Origin of the sequence: Roseateles sp. (genome assembly GCF_965262435.1) — a bacterium.
GTDB lineage: Bacteria > Pseudomonadota > Gammaproteobacteria > Burkholderiales > Burkholderiaceae_C > Paucibacter_A.
Window position 1 is genome coordinate 550,364 of the sequence record NZ_OZ253537.1, and the last position, 16,729, is coordinate 567,092.

Consider the following 16,729-nt stretch of genomic DNA (forward strand, 5'->3'; position numbering starts at 1 on the left):
AAAGCCTACTGGGACTTCAAATTTAAGGCCTGAAGAATCATCTAGCCCGAATTGCCGATCCCCATTCACGGGCCTACCGTTTGGTTTCCAGATCAAGCGGGCGAGCCCGCGAAGGAGACCGACATGACACTGTACGCAGCGATTGACCTTCACAGCAACAACAGTGTGCTGTGCGTGCTGGACGAGACGGATCGGATTGTCTTCAGCAAGCGGCTTCCCAATGACCTTGCCAAGATCGAGCAATCGCTTCGGAGTTGCCCCGGCTCGATCGAGGGCGTCGCCGTTGAGTCCACGTTCAACTGGTACTGGCTCGTCGATGGCCTTCAGGACGCCGGCTTCACCGTTCACCTGGTCAACACCTGTGCCGTCAAGCAGTACGACGGCCTCAAGCACAGCGGTGACTTCGACGATGCGCGCCATCTGGCGCACCTGCTGCGCCTGGGCATCTTGCCCACCGGCTACATCTACCCGCGCCATGAACGCGCCTTGCGGGACCTGCTGCGCAAATGCAGCCAACTCGTGCGTCAGCGCACCAGCCAGATCCTGAGCATGCAAAACCTGGTGGCTCGCAACCTGGGCACCAACGCCAGTGGCAACGAGATCAAGCGCTGGACGGACGAGGGCATTGCCACCATGCCGATGCTGCCCTCTCAACGCTTGGCGCTCATCACCAACCGTGCCGTCATGGAATGCCTGGACGATCAGGTCAAGCGTCTGGAGAGCGCGATTCTTAGCCAAGCGCGCGAGCGAGCCGAGTACCAAGCGCTGCATACCGTGCCAGGCATCGGTCGGACGCTGGCCTTGACCATCGCGCTGGAGAGCGGCGACATGGCCCGCTTCGCCGACGCGGGCCACTTTGCGTCCTACGCCCGCACGGTGGACAGCCGGCGCGAGTCCAATGGCAAGAAGAAGGGCAGCGGCAACGCCAAGTGCGGCAACAAGCACCTGGCCTGGGCCTTCATCGAGGCGGCGCACTTTGCCGTGCGCTACGACGAAACGATACGGCGCTGGTTCCAGAGGAAATGCGCCAAGAGCCTGCAAGTGGTGGCCATCAAAGCCGTGGCGCACAAGCTGGCCCGGGCTTGCTTTCATGTGATGAAGACCGGGGCCGCGTTCGACGTGACGCGTGCCTTCGGCTGACCGATGAGATGTGACGAGTGAAGGGACGACACGGGTCAAGCAGCCAAAGGGTTGGCAGAACCATCAGGCCTGAATGCAAGCCCGCGTCGATCCCGCCCAAGATCGAAGAGTTCGCAGCGCCCGTGCCGTGAGCCAAATGGGGTTGGAGCGCCAAGACCGTGAGGCACGGCGGCGCAGCCACAAGACCTGTGCAGGGCCCAATGCCCGCGATGATTGGACACGGCGCGGCACAGAGGGTTTTCTGGGGCAGCCAAAGCTGCCAGGGGCGCGCGTGTCTACCAACACGAACCGCCTTGATCCTGATGGGTGACTGGTGCGCTGCGGCGCAACCATGCATTGAGAACCAAGTGCGCGGTGAGTTCGACGAGCAGGGAACTCAGTCTTGAGTGAGGAGGAGAACAAGTGCGCTCTTGCGGTGCAGGGGCGTGTGTTTGCTACTTGACGGGGGCGGCTAATGGGTGACCCTCTCGGTCTCTCCTGGGACTTCAAATTTAAGGCCTGACCCTCTCGGTCTCTCTCGGTCTGTGTGACCCTCTCGGTCTGTGCCCCTCTCGGTGACAGACCCTCACGGTGACCTTGTCCCTCGCGGCCTCCTTTTGCCGGCCCGATCGGCGAAATTCAGAGCAGGACTAACCCTGGCTCACGTGGAGGGGGACAAGACATCAAAGTCGCACATCGCCAGCTGATAATGCGGCGCCTTTGTGCATGGGCCATCCATGCCGCGTTGGCCCTTGAAGCAATCTGCACGAACCCACCCTGATCGACTTGGCCGAATGTGCCGCGGCACCAAGGTCAACGATCGGCTTGTTGATCAACCTCTCACACCGCAGAAACATGTTCGCCACCCGCGCCAGAAGCGCCTGTCTGCTCCTCATTGCCCTGATCCTCACGGCTTGCGCAACGCCACCCGATGGTGCCCCTTTGCTGGGTGGCACCGAAGCCACCAAACTCGGAGAGGGCCGCTACCAAGTGTTCGCTTCGATCAATGGCTACACCCACCCCGCCACGCTGAAAGGCTTCATCAGCCGACAGGCACAGAAGACTGCTCGCGCTGAAGGTTTTCAAGCTTTCGAAATCGAGCGAGCGATTCAACCATCCACGGTCGACGGCTGGCACATGGTCGCGCTGGTGGCATTTTCAAAGGCATCTGCGGTCAACGGCGCTCATGCCTACACAGTCTCTGCCGAGGCCAACCCGATACCCACTCCCTTCGGAACAGCCCTCGACATGAAGCGCCCGGCGAAACTCTCCGGCTTCAGCCGTCGCGATGGCCTGACCCACTGGGAATCGTTCATGCCCTTGTTTCTGGATACCGTGGACGTGGACCACAACCCGCTGCGTGACATGAGTGGGGGGCTCACCGCGGCCATCTTGAGCGTCCCGGCCGGTGAGCAGGTGATCGTGGTTCAAGCACGCGTGAATCGCGGGTTTGGTGGTGGTGGCCCGTGGACCCATAACCTGCCCATCACAGCCACACTCAATCCAGATGGGGATTACATCGTCACAGGCGCTGTCGTGAACGAAGACCTGGAAGTCTGGGTGGAGGATCGCAGCACCGGGGCACCGGTCAGCCAGCGGTCCAGAACCAAGCTTCAACAAGCCCGCAGTGCTGAAATCCCCTTGCGTTAAGTACGCTGGCTAGACACCGCTCCTGAACACCCTCCCCCCCTCAAAAATCGACGACAAGTAAAACACCATGCGCAGAACTTTCACCACGAGCCTTCTGCTGGCCGGCCTCACGCTTTTCACGGGTTGCGCGGGCCTCGGTGCCGACTCGGTCCCGCCGTCAGGACTCAACATCACTCGCGGCACAGAGGGCTGGCTGGTTGGGTCGATTTCGCGCGCCAAGCCAAGCCCATTCACCCAGTACTCAGTCGGCTACATGCTCGTCGGTGCAGACAGCGCACAGAAAGGCGGCCAGCTTCGCTTCACAGCCACCGGGATTCCTGGTTTGGACACTCGCGAAGACTTCAACACGGACAAAGAGCAGGGGCAGGTCTTTGCCATCTCACTGCCCCCGGGTGAATACAAGCTGACCCATGCGATTGCCTTTGCGCCTTACGGCATTTCTGGCGGCAGCGTGATGTACCTCAGCCGCATTCCCGAAGCAAAGTTCCAGATCACATCGGGCAAGTCCACCTATATTGGCAATCTTCAGATTTCACCTTCGGGCCCACGAAGCGGCTTTGGTTTGCCACTGTCTGCCAACGTTCAGAAACTCAACACCTTGGAACGCGACTTCTCGGTGCTGAAGGCCAAAGGCGATACCTCCGTCGCCGCGCCCGTGGATCAATGGCTCTACACCTTGGATCTGACTCTGAAGCAGTCTGAAAAGTAAGTAGCCGGGCACCACCGCACGGCGCTCGGGCGCTGGCGGCAACTTGGTTTGGACAGGGCTTGAGAGCCCAAGGAGCGTGTTCAGGTCAGAAGATGCCGAAACTGGCTCTGCGCCAGGCTCGCAAACTGGGTCACGTCGCCGAATCGGCAACAATGCCCTCGCTCCGACCCTTCGACCGAACGCTCCCCTGCGCCATGCCCACCCGTCGCCTCTCCCGCCCGCTCTCCGCCCTATCCACCGCCGCCCTCGCCCTGCTCCTCAGCGCCTGCGCGACGACCACCCCCAGCACCCCATCGGAACCCGCCGGCCCCAAGATCGACCGGACGTATACCTCCGTGGCGCAAGACAGCCGGGCGCTGTTCATCGTCTTGCATTACACGGCGCTGGATTGGGAAAAATCGCTGAAGGTGCTGGCCACGGGCGGGCAGGTGAGCGCGCATTACCTGGTGCGGGACGAGCCGGCGGCGATTTACCAGCTGGTGGATGAGAACCGGAGGGCCTGGCATGCGGGGGCGAGCTTCTGGGCGGGGCACAGCAATCTGAATTCGGCGTCCATCGGCATCGAGATCGTCAACCCGGGCTACAAGGACACGGAGCTGGGCCGCGTCTACCCGCCCTACCCGCAGGCGCAGGTGGACGAGATCATTGCCCTGGTGCGCGACATCGCCAAGCGCCACAACGTGCGGCCCGAGCGCATCATCGGCCACTCGGACATCGCACCCGGCCGCAAGCAGGACCCAGGCCCGAGCTTCCCCTGGAAGCAGCTGGCCGATGCCGGCCTGATCCCCTGGCCCGATGCGGTGCAGGTGGCAGCCAAGATTCCGCTCTACGCCGCCCTGCCGCCGGACGCGGCCTGGTTCCAGGACAAGCTGACCCGCGTGGGCTACAGCACCTCGCGCAGCGGCATCGAGGACGATCTGACCAAGGCGACGATTGCCACCTTCCAGAGCAAGTACCGCCCGCGCGACTGGAGCGGCGCGATGGATGCCGAAACCGCCGCCCTGCTCGATGTGGCCACCAGCCCGGGCGGTATGCTGCTGGCCAAGTCCATGGCGGCGCCGGCGAACGAGCCGACCAAGCCGCTGAGCTCGCGCTTCTGAGTGCCTCTGGAGAAAGCCAAGCTGAATACGAACGCAGAGCCAACAGCCGAGCAAGGCAGAGGCCTTCGTCAAGGGGCCAAGCCTTGATGAACCTGCTCTACGCTGCGGCCTCTGCGCTACTCTGCGGCCTCCGCGACCTGCTTTTTTCTTGGCCGAGCCCATGGCCTCGGTCGCTTGCTTCATCCTCTTGATTCGCCCCGCCCCCTCGTGCTGACCTTTCTGCTCAAGCGACTTGCCACCCTGCTGCCCACGCTGCTGGGCATCACCCTGGTGGCCTTTGGCCTGATCCGGCTGGTGCCGGGCGACCCCATCGAGATCATGATGGGCGAGCGCCGCCTGGACGCCGCCACCCACGCGGAGCTGATGGCGCGCATGGGCCTGGACCAGCCCCTGCATGTGCAGTACGGCCAGTACCTGGCGCAGCTGGCGCGCGGTGACCTGGGCCAGAGCCTGGTCAGCCGCGAGCCGGTGGCCAAGGAGTTTGCGGCCCTGTTCCCGGCCACGGTGGAGCTGGCCCTGGCGGCCCTGCTGCTGGCCGTGAGCCTGGGCCTGCTGCTGGGTGTGACGGCCGGGCTCAAGCGCGGCTCGCTGCTGGACCAGGGCGTGATGGGCGTGGCCACGGTGGGCTACTCGATGCCGGTGTTCTGGTGGGGGCTGATCCTGATCATGTTCTTCTCGGTGCAGCTGGGTTGGACGCCGGTGTCGGGCCGCATCGGCATCGAGTACGACGTGCCCGTGCGCAGCGGCTTTTTGCTGATCGACAGCTGGCTCTCGGGCGAGGAGGGGGCCTTCCGCTCGGCCTGCCTGCACCTGCTGCTGCCGGCCACCGTGCTGGGCACCAGCACCATGGCGGCGGTGGCGCGCATGACGCGCTCCAGCATGCTGGAGGTGCTGCGCGAGGACTACATCCGCGCCGCCCGCGCCAAGGGCCTCAGCCCGGCGCGCGTGGTGCTGCGCCACGGCCTGCGCAACGCGCTGATCCCGGTGCTGACGGTGATCGGCATGCAGACCGGCAGCCTGCTGGCCGGCGCGGTGCTGACCGAAACCATCTTCTCCTGGCCCGGCATCGGCAAATGGCTGATCGACTCGATCGCCCGGCGCGACTACCCGGTGGTGCAGGCCGGCATCCTGATCTCGGCCCTGACCTTCATCGGCGTGAACCTGCTGGTGGATGTGTTGTACGGCGTGGTCAACCCGCGCATTCGCAATGAACGGTGAGGTAGCCCGGATGTTTCACGAGGTCGGCCCTGTCTGCCCTACAAGATCAATGCTTGTTGAGATTTGTGCGCTCAGCACGGCATCCAACGGGGACACAAGGGCCTACGCGGGCTTGCGGGGCCCATCCCTTGCCCCTGACGCCTCAACTCCTCGCCGATGCCACCGGGCATCGGCTGCGGCCGTCTCGGCGCCATTGGCGGCGGCCTGGGCGCCCGCAATTCCCGCGTCCCTCGTGAAACATCCGGGCTAGGCATGACGACCCCTTCGACACCGACGCCGCTGACCCCCAGCGCGCACGAAGAAGAGCAGCTGCTTTCACAACAGCCGCCCGGCCCGCTGCGCGAGTTCTGGCAAGGCTTTGCCGCCAACCGCGGCGCCCTGGCGGCGCTGGCCGTGTTCGCGCTGATCGCCCTGGCCGCGCTGTTCGCGCCCTGGGTGGCGCCGCACAGCCCGATCGAGCAGTACCGCGAGCACATGCTGCAGCCGCCGGTCTGGGCCGAGGGCGGCAGCGCGCGCTTCCTGCTCGGCACCGACGAGCTGGGCCGCGACATGCTCTCGCGCCTGCTGCATGGCGGGCGGGTATCCCTGGGCATCGGCCTGGCCTCGGTGCTGCTGTCCCTGCTGCCGGGTGTGCTGCTGGGCCTGCTGGCGGCGTTTCACCAGCAGTGGCTGTCGCCGGCCATCATGCGGGTGATGGACATCATGCTGGCCTTGCCGGGCCTGCTGCTGGCCATCTGCGTGATCACGGTGCTGGGCCCGGGCCTGGTGAACACGGTGATCGCCATCGCCATCGGCGCCCTGCCCGGCTACACGCGGCTGACGCGCGCCGCCGCCCTGGCCGAGATCCACAAAGACTACGTCACCGCCAGCCGCGTGGCCGGCGCCGGTCCCTTGCGCCTGATGTTCAGCGCCGTGCTGCCCAACTGCATGGCGCCGCTGATCGTCAACGCGACGCTGAGTTTTTCCTCCGCCATCCTGGAAACCGCGGGCCTGGGCTTTCTGGGCCTGGGCGTGCAGGCACCCACGCCCGAGTGGGGCACCATGCTCAGCGCCGCGCGCGACTATATGCAGCGCGCACCCTGGGTGGTGACGCTGCCGGGCCTGACGATTCTGTTCAGCGTGCTGAGCATCAACCTGATCGGCGACGGCCTGCGCGACGCGCTCGATCCCAAACTGAAACGGACGCGCTGAGCCATGGCCGAGGACGCATTGCTGTCGCCACCGTCATCACCCTTGCTGCGCATCGAGAACCTGCGGGTCGAGTTCGGCCGCTTCCCGGCCGTGGACGGCCTGGACCTGAGCCTGGCACCGGGCGAGCTGCTGGGCATCGTCGGTGAATCGGGCTCGGGCAAATCGGTGGCCATGCTGGCCTTGATGGGCCTGGTGGACGCGCCCGGCCGCGTCAGCGCCGACCGGCTGGAGTTCCAGGGTCAGGACTTGCTGCGCTTGAACGCGCGGGAACGCCGCCGCCTGATCGGCCGCGACATCGCCATGGTGTTCCAGGACGCGCTCTCCAGCCTGGACCCGAGCTACACCGTGGGCGCGCAGATCGCCGAGGTGCTGCAGACGCACCTGGGCCTGCGCGGCGCGGCCGCAAGGCAGCGGGTGGTGGAGCTGCTGGAGCTGGTGGAGATCCCCGATGCGGCGCGCCGCGCCGAGGCCTACCCGCACCAGCTCTCGGGCGGCATGAACCAGCGCGTGATGATCGCGATGGCGATTGCCTGCGGCCCCAAGCTGCTGATCGCCGACGAGCCCACCACCGCCCTGGACGTGACCATCCAGGCCCAGATCATGGAGCTGCTGCTGCGCCTGCAACGCGAGCAGGGCATGGGCTTGCTGATGATCACCCACGACCTGGCCGTGGTGGCCGAGATGGCCCAGCGCGTGGCCGTGATGTACGCGGGCCAGGTGGTCGAAACCGGCCCGCTGCCGGCCCTGTTCGACGCGCCGCGCCACCCCTACACCGCCGCCCTGCTGGCCGCCATCCCTGAGCACAACCGCGGCGCCCGCCGCCTGGCAGCCCTGCCCGGCATCGTGCCCGGCGCGCTGGACCGCCCGGCCGGCTGCCTGCTGAGCCCGCGCTGCGCGCAGGTGCAGGGGCGCTGCCGCAGTGAACGGCCCAAGCTTGAAAGCGCAGGCACAAGCCCGACGCTCACGAGCGAGGGTGTCCGTTGCTTCTTCCCGCTGCCGCCTGCGGCCCGATTGGAGGCGCAGCATGAGCAATGAACACGTGAGCCAGCCGGTGCTGCTGCAAGCCGAGAACCTGAGCCGCCACTACCGCGTCAGCCAGGGCCTGTTCCAGCCCAAGGCCACGGTGCGTGCGCTCGATGGCGTCAGCTTCAGCCTTCGCCCGCGCCAAACCTTGGCTGTGGTGGGCGAATCGGGCTGCGGCAAATCGACCCTGGCGCGCCAGCTGACCCTGATCGAGCCGCCCAGCGCCGGCCGCCTGCTGCTGGGCGGCGAGGCCACGGCCGGCGCCGACGGTGCGCGCCTCAAGGCGCTGCGCCAGCAGGTGCAGATGGTGTTCCAGAACCCCTTCAGCTCGCTCAACCCGCGCAAGAGCATTGCCGCCACGCTGGGCGAACCGCTCCTGATCAACACCGCGCTCAGCAAGGCCGAGCGGCGCGAGCGCATCGAAGCGCTGATCACCCAGGTGGGCCTGCGCCCCGAGCATCTGGCGCGTTACCCGCATATGTTCAGCGGCGGCCAGCGCCAGCGTATTGCCATCGCCCGGGCCATGATTCTGCAGCCGCGCATCGTGGTGGCGGACGAGCCGGTGTCGGCCCTGGATGTGTCCATCCAGGCGCAGATCCTCAATCTCTTCATGGACCTGCAGGAGCAGTCGGGTACCAGCTATGTCTTCATCTCCCACAACCTCAGCGTGGTCGAGCATGTGGCCGACGAGGTGATGGTGATGTACCTGGGCCGCGCCGTGGAGCTGGGCGAGAAGCGCCGCATCTTTGCCCAGCCCCTGCACCCCTACACCCGCGCGCTGATGAGCGCCACGCCGGCCCTGCACGCGGCCGAACGGCGCGAGCGCGTGCTGCTCAAGGGCGAGCTGCCCAGCCCGCTCAACCCGCCCAGCGGCTGCGCCTTCCACAAGCGCTGCCCGATGGCGGTGGCACGGTGCGCGCAAGAGGCGCCGGTGCTGCGTGAGGTGGACGGGCGGCAGGTGGCCTGCCACCAGGTCTGAAGCGCGGTAAGCCCGGCCGAGAACCCTAAGCTCGGCTTTCACCGACAATTTGCCTTTGTTGCGCAGCCAACTATTTGCGCATCCCACACCCAAGCCTCACTCAAGCCATGCTGACCGACCTGATCGCCGCCTCCGCCGAAGACGCGACCGTGATTCCCCACACCCCGGGCCACGCCAACATCTGGCCCACGCTGGAGGTCTCGGGCGTCGAGCCCACGCAATGGGCCAGCCTGCGCCTGATCCTCAAGCAACAAGCCCTGCCCGGCGCCATGGACGCCGCCCCGGTGGCCCTGAGCCATGCCATGCAAGATTTTGAGCGCGTGGGCCCGGCCGGCGAGCAAGGCGACCCCTGGCTGGTGGCCCTGCCCGAGGAGCTGGGCACCTTGCTGGCCCAGCTCTCGGAAGACCAGTTCCCCGCCCTAGCCCGCGCCTGGTTGACGGCCGAGGCCGAGCGCCGCCCGCATTGGGAAGCGGAAGCGCTGGAGTTTCTCGTCGCGGACTTGGCTGCGTTCTCCGCGACCGCGGTCGCGCAAGGCCACCGCCTGTTCTTGTGGATCTGCCCCTGATCGCTCCCTGATCGCGGCGGTGCCGGGCTTTGTTGAACGGAGCGATGACGATGAGCCACTTTGCTTTTCTCAGCCAGAACGCCTTCATGGGCCTGCAGCCTTCCAAGCAGGAAAACAGCGACACGCCCTTCGGCCTCGCCGGCATCGCCTGGGACGGCTGCGTCACCAACCGGCCCGGCGCGCGCTTCGGGCCTTCGGCCATACGCCAGGCCAGCCAGATGCTGTGCGACGGCATCCACCCGCTGTTCGACACCACGCCCGAGGGCCAGCTCCACGACCACGGCGATCTGGCCCTGCCCAACACCAGCCTGGAGGCCATGCGCGCGGCCATGATGCCGCTGATCGCCCCGCTGATCGCGCGCCAGCACATGGTCTGGCTGGGCGGCGACCACAGCATCACCCTGCCTTTGCTGCGCGCCTACCGGGCGCAGCACGGCCAACCGCTGGCGGTGATCCATTTCGATGCGCACTGCGACACCTGGGTGGACCATTTCGGCGAGCCCAGCGGCCATGGCACCTGGGTCTATGAGGCGATTCAGGAAGGCCTGGTGCGGCCCGAATGCTTTGTGCAGTTCGGCATCCGCTCGGCCGGCCAGCGCGAAGCGCGCGAGTACGTGGCCGACCAAGGCGGCCTGATCTTCAACGCCCGCGCCCTGCGCGGCCTGGACAGCCCCGCCCAGCTGGCGCCGCTGCTGCAACAGGTGCGCGAGCGCATGGCCGCCCACGGCAATCCGCCGGTCTACCTGAGCCTGGACATCGACTGCCTGGACCCCGCCTTCGCCCCCGGCACCGGCACACCCGAGCCCGGCGGCATGAGCAGCAACCAGGTCTTCAGCATCCTCGAAGAGCTGGTGCCCCAACTCAACTTCGTCGGCATGGATTGCGTGGAAGTTTCGCCGCCTTACGACCACGCCGAATTGACCAGTTATGCGGCCGCCCAATTTGTCTGGACCTATCTGTGCGCGCGGCTGGCACGCTCGATTCCTTGATGCACTGAGGCCATGCTTCTGAGCAACTTCACACCCGAAGAGCGCGTGGCGCTGGCGGGCTTCCGGCTTGAAAAGCTGGCGCCCCAGCACGCCGAAGCCGATTTCGCCGCCGTGCGCAGCAGCGCCGATCGCATCCGCCATGTCTTCGGCCCCGACAACGGCTGGCCTTCCGCCACGCTGAGCTTCGAGGAGAACCTGGCCGATCTGCAGCGCCATGCCGCCGAGTTCGAAGAACGGCGCGCTTTCAACTACGCCCTGTTCTCAGCCGAGGGCCAGGACTATCTGGGCTGCCTCTACCTGAAGCCCATCAAATCACGGCTGGAGCATGACGCAAGGCGTGAACGCTTCCGGGCCCAGCTGTTCTTCTGGCTCAGCGAGGCCGGGCTGAAGGTCTTGAGCGAAGACGATGTGCTGAGCACGCTGCAAGCCTGGCTGGCGCGCGACTGGCCCTGGCCGGCTGGCGCGGTCGCTTGCCCGGGCCGGGTGCAGAGCTGGCCGGAATGGGCCGCCCTGGCCGACGCGAAGCGCTGAAGCCGCCGCCGGCGCACAAGTGCGCAGCATTGCTGGTTTTCCAGGAACACCGGCCATCTGTGCCGAATCCCCCTGCCCCAGCTCATGCAAAATGGCTCTCCACTCGGGTGGCCGCGAACCATCGCGCCTCACCCCCACGCCACCAAGGACGCGCCGCATGAAGGTCTCTCAAATCACCCTGCGTGAGCACGACGATATGAGCGCCACCCTGGCGGACTGGCAGCCGGAAGCACCCGATCTGCTGCTGGCCTTCAGCGCCATCCCCTTGCTGCAAGGCCTGGCCGAACCGCTGGCGGCCCGCTTCCCCCACGCCCTGCTCCTGGGCTGCTCCACGGCCGGCGAGATTTCCAAAGACGGCGTCAGCGACCACAGCTGCGTGCTGACCGCCCTGCATTTCGAGGCCCGCGAGGGCAGCGCGCCGAGCCGCGCCATCGAGGCCAGCACCCAGCTGCTGGGCATGGCCGACTCGCAAGCCGCCGGCCGCCGCCTGGCCGAACAACTGCCGCGGGCCGGCCTGCGCGCGGTGCTGCTGCTGGGCCAAGGTGTGGCGGTCAATGGCAGCGCCCTGATCGCCGGCATGGTCGAGGTGCTGGGCCCCGACCTGCCCATCACCGGCGGCCTGGCCGGCGACGCTGCGGCCTTCAGCGAGACCTGGGTGCTCAACAGCGCCGGTGTGCGCAATGACCAGTTGGTCTGCGTGGGCCTGTATGGCGAGGCGCTGCTGTTTTCGCACGGCTCCTTCGGCGGCTGGTCGCCCTTTGGTCCGGCGCGGCGCGTCACGCGCTGCGAGGGCAATGTGCTGTTTGAGCTGGACGGCGAACCGGCCCTGGCCGTCTACAAGCGCTACCTGGGCGACTACGCCAAGGACTTGCCGGCCTCCGGCCTGCTGTTCCCCTTCGCCATGCTGGGCAGCGACCACAGCGAGGTCGGCCTGATCCGCACCATCCTGGGCATTGACGAGGCCGTGGGCAGCCTGACCCTGGCCGGTGACATCGACCCCGAGGGCTACCTCAAGCTCATGCACGCCAACACTGATGCCTTGGTGGACGGCGCCGAGGCGGCCGCTCAGGCCGCGGCCCAAGCCGCCGCCGTGGCCCAGGCCGGCGGCCAGGGCCTGGCCTTGCTGGTCAGCTGCGTCGGCCGCAAGCTGGTGATGGGAGAGCGGGTGGAAGAAGAGATCGAGGCCGTGGCCGATGTCTTCGGCCAATCGGCCGTGCTGACGGGTTTCTATTCCAACGGCGAGATCAGCCCCTTCACCGGTAACTTGGAGTGCAAGCTGCACAACCAGACCATGACCATCACCTACCTCGGCGAGCGGCCTTAAGGCCCGCGCCGCGCCCACGTTCGCTGGCTCGACCGACTTTCGTCATCCACATGCACAAGCTACTGGCTCGCCAGATCAAGCGCTTGCTGGGCAGCGAGGAGCAGCAACTGCCCGAGCTGCTGCAGGAGCTCTTGCAGCTGTCCTTGCAGCCGGGCCTGTCGCCGGCCGCAGCGCGGCTGCTGGGCGGCCTGGGCAGCTTCTTTGACCGGGTGGACGGGGCCTATGAGCAGAGCGACCGCGACCTCGACCTCAAGACCCGCAGCCTGGAGCTCAGCTCGGTCGAGCTGAGCGGCAGCAACGACCGCCTGCGCAGCGAACTGGCCAGCCGCACCCGGGCCATCGAATCGCTGCGCAGCACCGCGCAAGGCCTGCTGCAGTCGACCGGCACGGCGCTGCCACCCCTGCATGACGACAACAATCTGGAAGCGCTGTCGCAGCTGATGTCCGAGCTGGTGCACCAGCGCGAGATCAGCCAGCAAGAGCTGCAGGAAGCCCTGGGCGAGCTGGCACTGCAGCAGTTCGCGCTCGACCAGCATGGCATCGTCAGCATCACCGACCTGGCCGGCAACATCAGCTACGTCAACGACAAGTTCTGCCAGATCAGCGGCTACAGCCGCGCGGAGCTGCTCGGCTGCAACCACCGCATGATCAACTCGGGCCACCACCCGCGCAGCTTCTTCGAGAACCTCTGGGACACCATCTTGCGCGGCGAGGTCTGGCACGGCGATGTCTGCAACCGCGCCAAGGCCGGCCACCTCTACTGGGTGCAGGCCACCATCGTGCCGCTGAAGGGCGCGTCCGGCCTGCCGGAGCGCTTCATCGCCATCCGCACCGAGATCACCGAGCGCAAGTCCATGGAGGCCGCCATCAAGGCCGCCGAAGCGCGGCTGCGCCACATCACCAACACCGTGCCCGGCGTGGTCTACCGCTGCCGCGTCAATGTCCGCACCGGCCAGACCCATTTCACGTTTGTCAGCGACCGGCTCAAGGAAGTCCGCGGCCTGGAGCCGGCGGCGCTGCTGGCCGACGGCCGCATCTCGGCGGCCCAGATTGCGCCCGAGTACCGCGAGCGCTGCATCCAGGGCGTGCTGCAGGCGGCTGCTCAGCGCGCCCCATGGCGCGAGGACTACAAGATCATCCTGCCCGATGGTCAGCAGCGCTGGCTGCGCGCCGAGATCCGGCCCGAGCCGGAGCTGGCCGAGGACGGCTCCATCATCTACACCGGCATCTGGCAGGACGTCAGCCAGCTCAAGGAAGCCGGCGTGCGCCTGCGCGACATCACCAACAGCATCCCGGTGGCCGTGTTCCAGGCCCACCGCTCGCCGGCAGCACGCTACGCCATCCCCTTCTGCAGCCGTGCGCTCGAGCGCATCTGCGGCGTCTGCCCCGAGGAGGCCATGGCCGACACCCGCCAGCTGCTGGCCCTGCTGGACCCGGCGGAGGCCGCGCAGCTGCAAGGCGTGTTCGACGCCTCGGCCACGGACCTGCGCCCCTGGGCCCTGGACTTCCGCCTGCGCCACAAGCTCAGCGGCGAGACCGTCTGGGTCCATGGCGAGGCCCAGCCCAAGCGGGCGGCCGATGGCGGCGTGCTCTGGAACGGCTATCTGGCCGACATCAGCGAGGCCAAGCGGGTGTCCGAGGAGCTGCGCCGCGCCAAGGAAGGGGCGGAGAGCGCCAACCGCGCCAAGAGCGACTTCCTGGCCAATATGAGCCACGAGATCCGCACGCCCATGAACGGCATCATCGGCATGGCCGAGCTGGCCCTGGACGGCCCGCTGGAGGCCAACCAGCGCGAGTACCTGAACATCGTGCAGAGCTCGGCGGAATCGCTGCTGCGGGTGATCAACGACATCCTCGACTTCTCCAAGATCGAGGCCGGCAAGCTGCAGATCGAACAAATCCCCTTCGAACTGGGCCACAGCGTGGCCGACACGCTCAAGACCCTGGCCCTGCGCGCCAATGACAAGGGCCTGGAGCTGGTCTGCTCGCTGGCGCCCGAGCTGCCGCGCCAGGTGCTGGGCGACCCCGGGCGGCTGCGCCAGGTGCTGATCAACCTGATCGGCAACGCCATCAAGTTCACCGAGCATGGCGAGGTGGTGCTGCGGGTCAGCCTGGCGGCCGGGGCCGAGGCAGACGAGCCGCCGAGCGTGCTGTTCACCGTCAGCGACACCGGCATCGGCATCCCGCCCGAGAAGCTGCAATCCATCTTCGACGCCTTCTCTCAGGAAGACAGCAGCATCACGCGCCGCTACGGCGGCACCGGCCTGGGCCTGACCATCTCAGCGCGCCTGGTCGAGGCCATGGGCGGCAGCATCTGGGTGGACAGCGAACTGGGCCGCGGCAGCAGTTTCAATTTCGTCCTGCCCTTCGCCACCGCACCCGAGCCCGCCGCCACCGGCGAACTGCCGGAAGCCCAGCGCATCCAGGACAGCCTGGGCGCCCTGCTGGCCGGCACGGCCCTGCCGGGCGAGCAGCCGCAGATGGAGGTGCTGCTGGTCGAGGACCACCCGGTCAACCAGCAGCTGGCCTGCGCCTTGCTGCAGCGCTGGGGCCACCGCGTCAGCGTGGCGGACAACGGCCAGCTGGCCCTGGAGCAGCTGGCCCAGCGCCGCTTCGACCTGGTGCTGATGGACATGATGATGCCGGTGCTCGACGGCCTGGAAAGCACCCGCCGCTTCCGCACCCTGGAAGCGCAGCAGCGCCCCGGCGAACGCACGCCCGTGATTGCCATGACCGCGCGCGCCACGCCGGCCGACCGCGAGCTCTGCCTGGCCGCCGGCATGGACGACTACCTGTCCAAGCCCATCGACGTGAAAGAGTTCCAGCGCTTGGTGCAGCGCTATGTGATGAACAAGAGCCCCAAGCCGGCCGCACTTCCGCCCGCCAGCGTTCCCGAGCCGCAGCGCGAGCGCGCCGCCGCGGCCGCCGCATTCGATTACGCCCAGGCCCTGGCCGAGGTCGACCAGGACGTGGTGCACATCGTGCGCGCCATCTTCATCCGGCGCTGGCCTCTGGACCTGGAGAAGATGCGGACCGCCCTGGCCGAGCAGGACTGGGAGGCCTTGATGCACTGCGGCCATGCGCTCAAGGGCACACTCGGCATGTTCGGCGCCCGGCCGGCGGTCGAGCTGGCCCGGCAGATCGAGAACGGCGCCGAAACTCGCAGCACCGCAGGCCTGGCCGAGCGCGTGCAGGCCGTGGCCGTGGAAGTCGACAAGGTCGTGCAAGCCCTGGCCGCTTTGGCCCCACCCGAATCCCCACTATGACGCACAGCCAACGCCACATCCTGATCGTCGACGACAGCGAGATCAATATCGCCCTGTTCGAAGCCCTGGTGGCCAAGCTGGGCGCGGGCGAGGCCAAGTCCTTCAGCTCGGCCAGCGAAGGTCTGGCCTGGGCGCAGACCCATGAGCCGGACCTGATCATCGTCGACTACATGATGCCGGAGCTCGACGGTGTCCAGTTCATCGAACGCCTGCGGGCCACGCCCGGCAAAGAGGCGGTGCCCATCTTGATGATCACCGCCAACGACCAGAAGCAGGTGCGCTACCGGGCGCTCAATGTGGGCGCCTCTGACTTTCTGATCAAGCCCGTGGACCGGGTCGAGTTCCTGGCCCGCTGCGCCAATCTGCTGGCCATGAGCGAGATGCGCCACAAGCTGGACGACCGCGCCGCCTGGCTGGCCGAGGAGGTGCGCAAGGCCACGGCCGAAATCCTGGAGCGCGAGCGCGAGACCGTGATCCGCCTGGCCAAGGCGGCCGAATACCGCGATCCCGAGACCGGCGCCCACATCTTGCGCATGGCCCACTACTCGCGCCTGATCGCCCAAGGCCTGGGCCTGAGCGAGGCCGAGCAGGACCTGCTGCTGCAGGCCGCACCCCTGCATGACATCGGCAAAGTCGGCATCAGCGACAGCATCCTGCTCAAGCCTGGCCGCCTGAGCCCGGCCGAATTCGAGCTCATGAAGCAACACGCCGCCTATGGCTACGAGATCCTCCAGGACAGCAAGTCCGCCATCCTGCAGGCCGGCGCCTCAATCGCCCTGGGCCACCACGAGAAGTTCGACGGCAGCGGCTATCCGGCCGGCCTGGCCGGCACGGCGATTCCGATCTTCAGCCGCATCGTCGCCGTGGCCGATGTCTTCGACGCGCTGACCTCGGCCCGCCCCTACAAGCCGGCCTGGGAGCTCCGGGATGCAGCCGCCCACATCCAGGCCCAATCGGGCAGCCATTTCGACCCCGACTGTGTGCGCGTCTTCTTCGAGCACTGGGGCGCGGTGCTGGACATCCGCGCGCGCTTCCAGGACGAAGACACCTTGTTCACCTGAGCC

Annotated in this window: 14 protein-coding genes; all 14 read left to right on the forward strand. The window is 67.1% G+C overall.

Going from position 1 to position 16,729, the window contains the following annotated elements:
• Positions 1-123: 123 nt before the first annotated feature.
• The 14 genes from ACQY39_RS02485 (at position 124) to ACQY39_RS02550 (ending at position 16,726) form a co-directional block, all read left to right on the forward strand.
• On the forward strand, positions 124-1,140 hold the full coding sequence (locus ACQY39_RS02485) for an IS110 family transposase (RefSeq protein WP_428503313.1): 1,017 nt from the start codon (positions 124-126) through the stop codon (positions 1,138-1,140).
• Positions 1,141-1,974: 834 nt separating this feature from the next.
• On the forward strand, positions 1,975-2,769 hold the full coding sequence (locus ACQY39_RS02490) for a hypothetical protein (protein ID WP_428503314.1): 795 nt from the start codon (positions 1,975-1,977) through the stop codon (positions 2,767-2,769).
• A 67-nt stretch (positions 2,770-2,836) separates the two neighbouring features.
• On the forward strand, positions 2,837-3,478 hold the full coding sequence (locus ACQY39_RS02495) for a hypothetical protein (RefSeq protein ID WP_428503315.1): 642 nt from the start codon (positions 2,837-2,839) through the stop codon (positions 3,476-3,478).
• Positions 3,479-3,672: 194 nt separating this feature from the next.
• Complete coding sequence (locus tag ACQY39_RS02500) at positions 3,673-4,578, forward strand: N-acetylmuramoyl-L-alanine amidase (RefSeq protein WP_428503316.1); 906 nt, start codon at positions 3,673-3,675, stop codon at positions 4,576-4,578.
• A gap of 207 nt (positions 4,579-4,785) precedes the next feature.
• The gene (locus ACQY39_RS02505; RefSeq protein ID WP_428503317.1) at positions 4,786-5,796 is read left to right on the forward strand and encodes an ABC transporter permease; all 1,011 of its coding nucleotides are present in this window, start codon (positions 4,786-4,788) and stop codon (positions 5,794-5,796) included.
• 252 nt (positions 5,797-6,048) lie between these two features.
• Entirely contained in the window at positions 6,049-6,987 is a 939-nt protein-coding gene (locus ACQY39_RS02510; protein WP_428503318.1) for an ABC transporter permease subunit, read from the forward strand.
• A gap of 3 nt (positions 6,988-6,990) precedes the next feature.
• Positions 6,991-8,022, forward strand: coding sequence for an ABC transporter ATP-binding protein (locus ACQY39_RS02515; RefSeq protein ID WP_428503319.1), 1,032 nt, complete (start codon positions 6,991-6,993; stop codon positions 8,020-8,022).
• Positions 8,012-8,989 (forward strand): peptide ABC transporter ATP-binding protein, encoded by a 978-nt coding sequence (locus ACQY39_RS02520; protein WP_428503320.1) that lies wholly within the window; start codon positions 8,012-8,014, stop codon positions 8,987-8,989. Before ACQY39_RS02515 ends, ACQY39_RS02520 begins: the two co-directional genes overlap by 11 nt.
• Before the next feature lie 107 nt (positions 8,990-9,096).
• Positions 9,097-9,555 carry a hypothetical protein gene (locus tag ACQY39_RS02525; RefSeq protein ID WP_428503321.1) on the forward strand — a complete coding sequence of 153 codons (459 nt, stop codon included), beginning with the start codon at positions 9,097-9,099 and terminating at the stop codon, positions 9,553-9,555.
• 44 nt (positions 9,556-9,599) lie between these two features.
• Positions 9,600-10,544: an agmatinase gene (gene speB / locus ACQY39_RS02530; protein WP_428503322.1), complete on the forward strand. Its 945-nt coding sequence runs from the start codon at positions 9,600-9,602 to the stop codon at positions 10,542-10,544.
• Positions 10,545-10,556: 12 nt separating this feature from the next.
• On the forward strand, positions 10,557-11,075 hold the full coding sequence (locus ACQY39_RS02535; protein WP_428503323.1) for a hypothetical protein: 519 nt from the start codon (positions 10,557-10,559) through the stop codon (positions 11,073-11,075).
• Positions 11,076-11,232: 157 nt separating this feature from the next.
• The gene (locus ACQY39_RS02540; protein ID WP_428503324.1) at positions 11,233-12,399 is read left to right on the forward strand and encodes an FIST signal transduction protein; all 1,167 of its coding nucleotides are present in this window, start codon (positions 11,233-11,235) and stop codon (positions 12,397-12,399) included.
• Positions 12,400-12,449: 50 nt separating this feature from the next.
• Positions 12,450-15,665 carry a PAS domain-containing protein gene (locus ACQY39_RS02545; RefSeq protein WP_428503325.1) on the forward strand — a complete coding sequence of 1,072 codons (3,216 nt, stop codon included), beginning with the start codon at positions 12,450-12,452 and terminating at the stop codon, positions 15,663-15,665.
• On the forward strand, positions 15,662-16,726 hold the full coding sequence (locus ACQY39_RS02550; protein ID WP_428503326.1) for an HD domain-containing phosphohydrolase: 1,065 nt from the start codon (positions 15,662-15,664) through the stop codon (positions 16,724-16,726). Before ACQY39_RS02545 ends, ACQY39_RS02550 begins: the two co-directional genes overlap by 4 nt.
• The last annotated feature ends 3 nt before the right edge of the window (positions 16,727-16,729 follow it).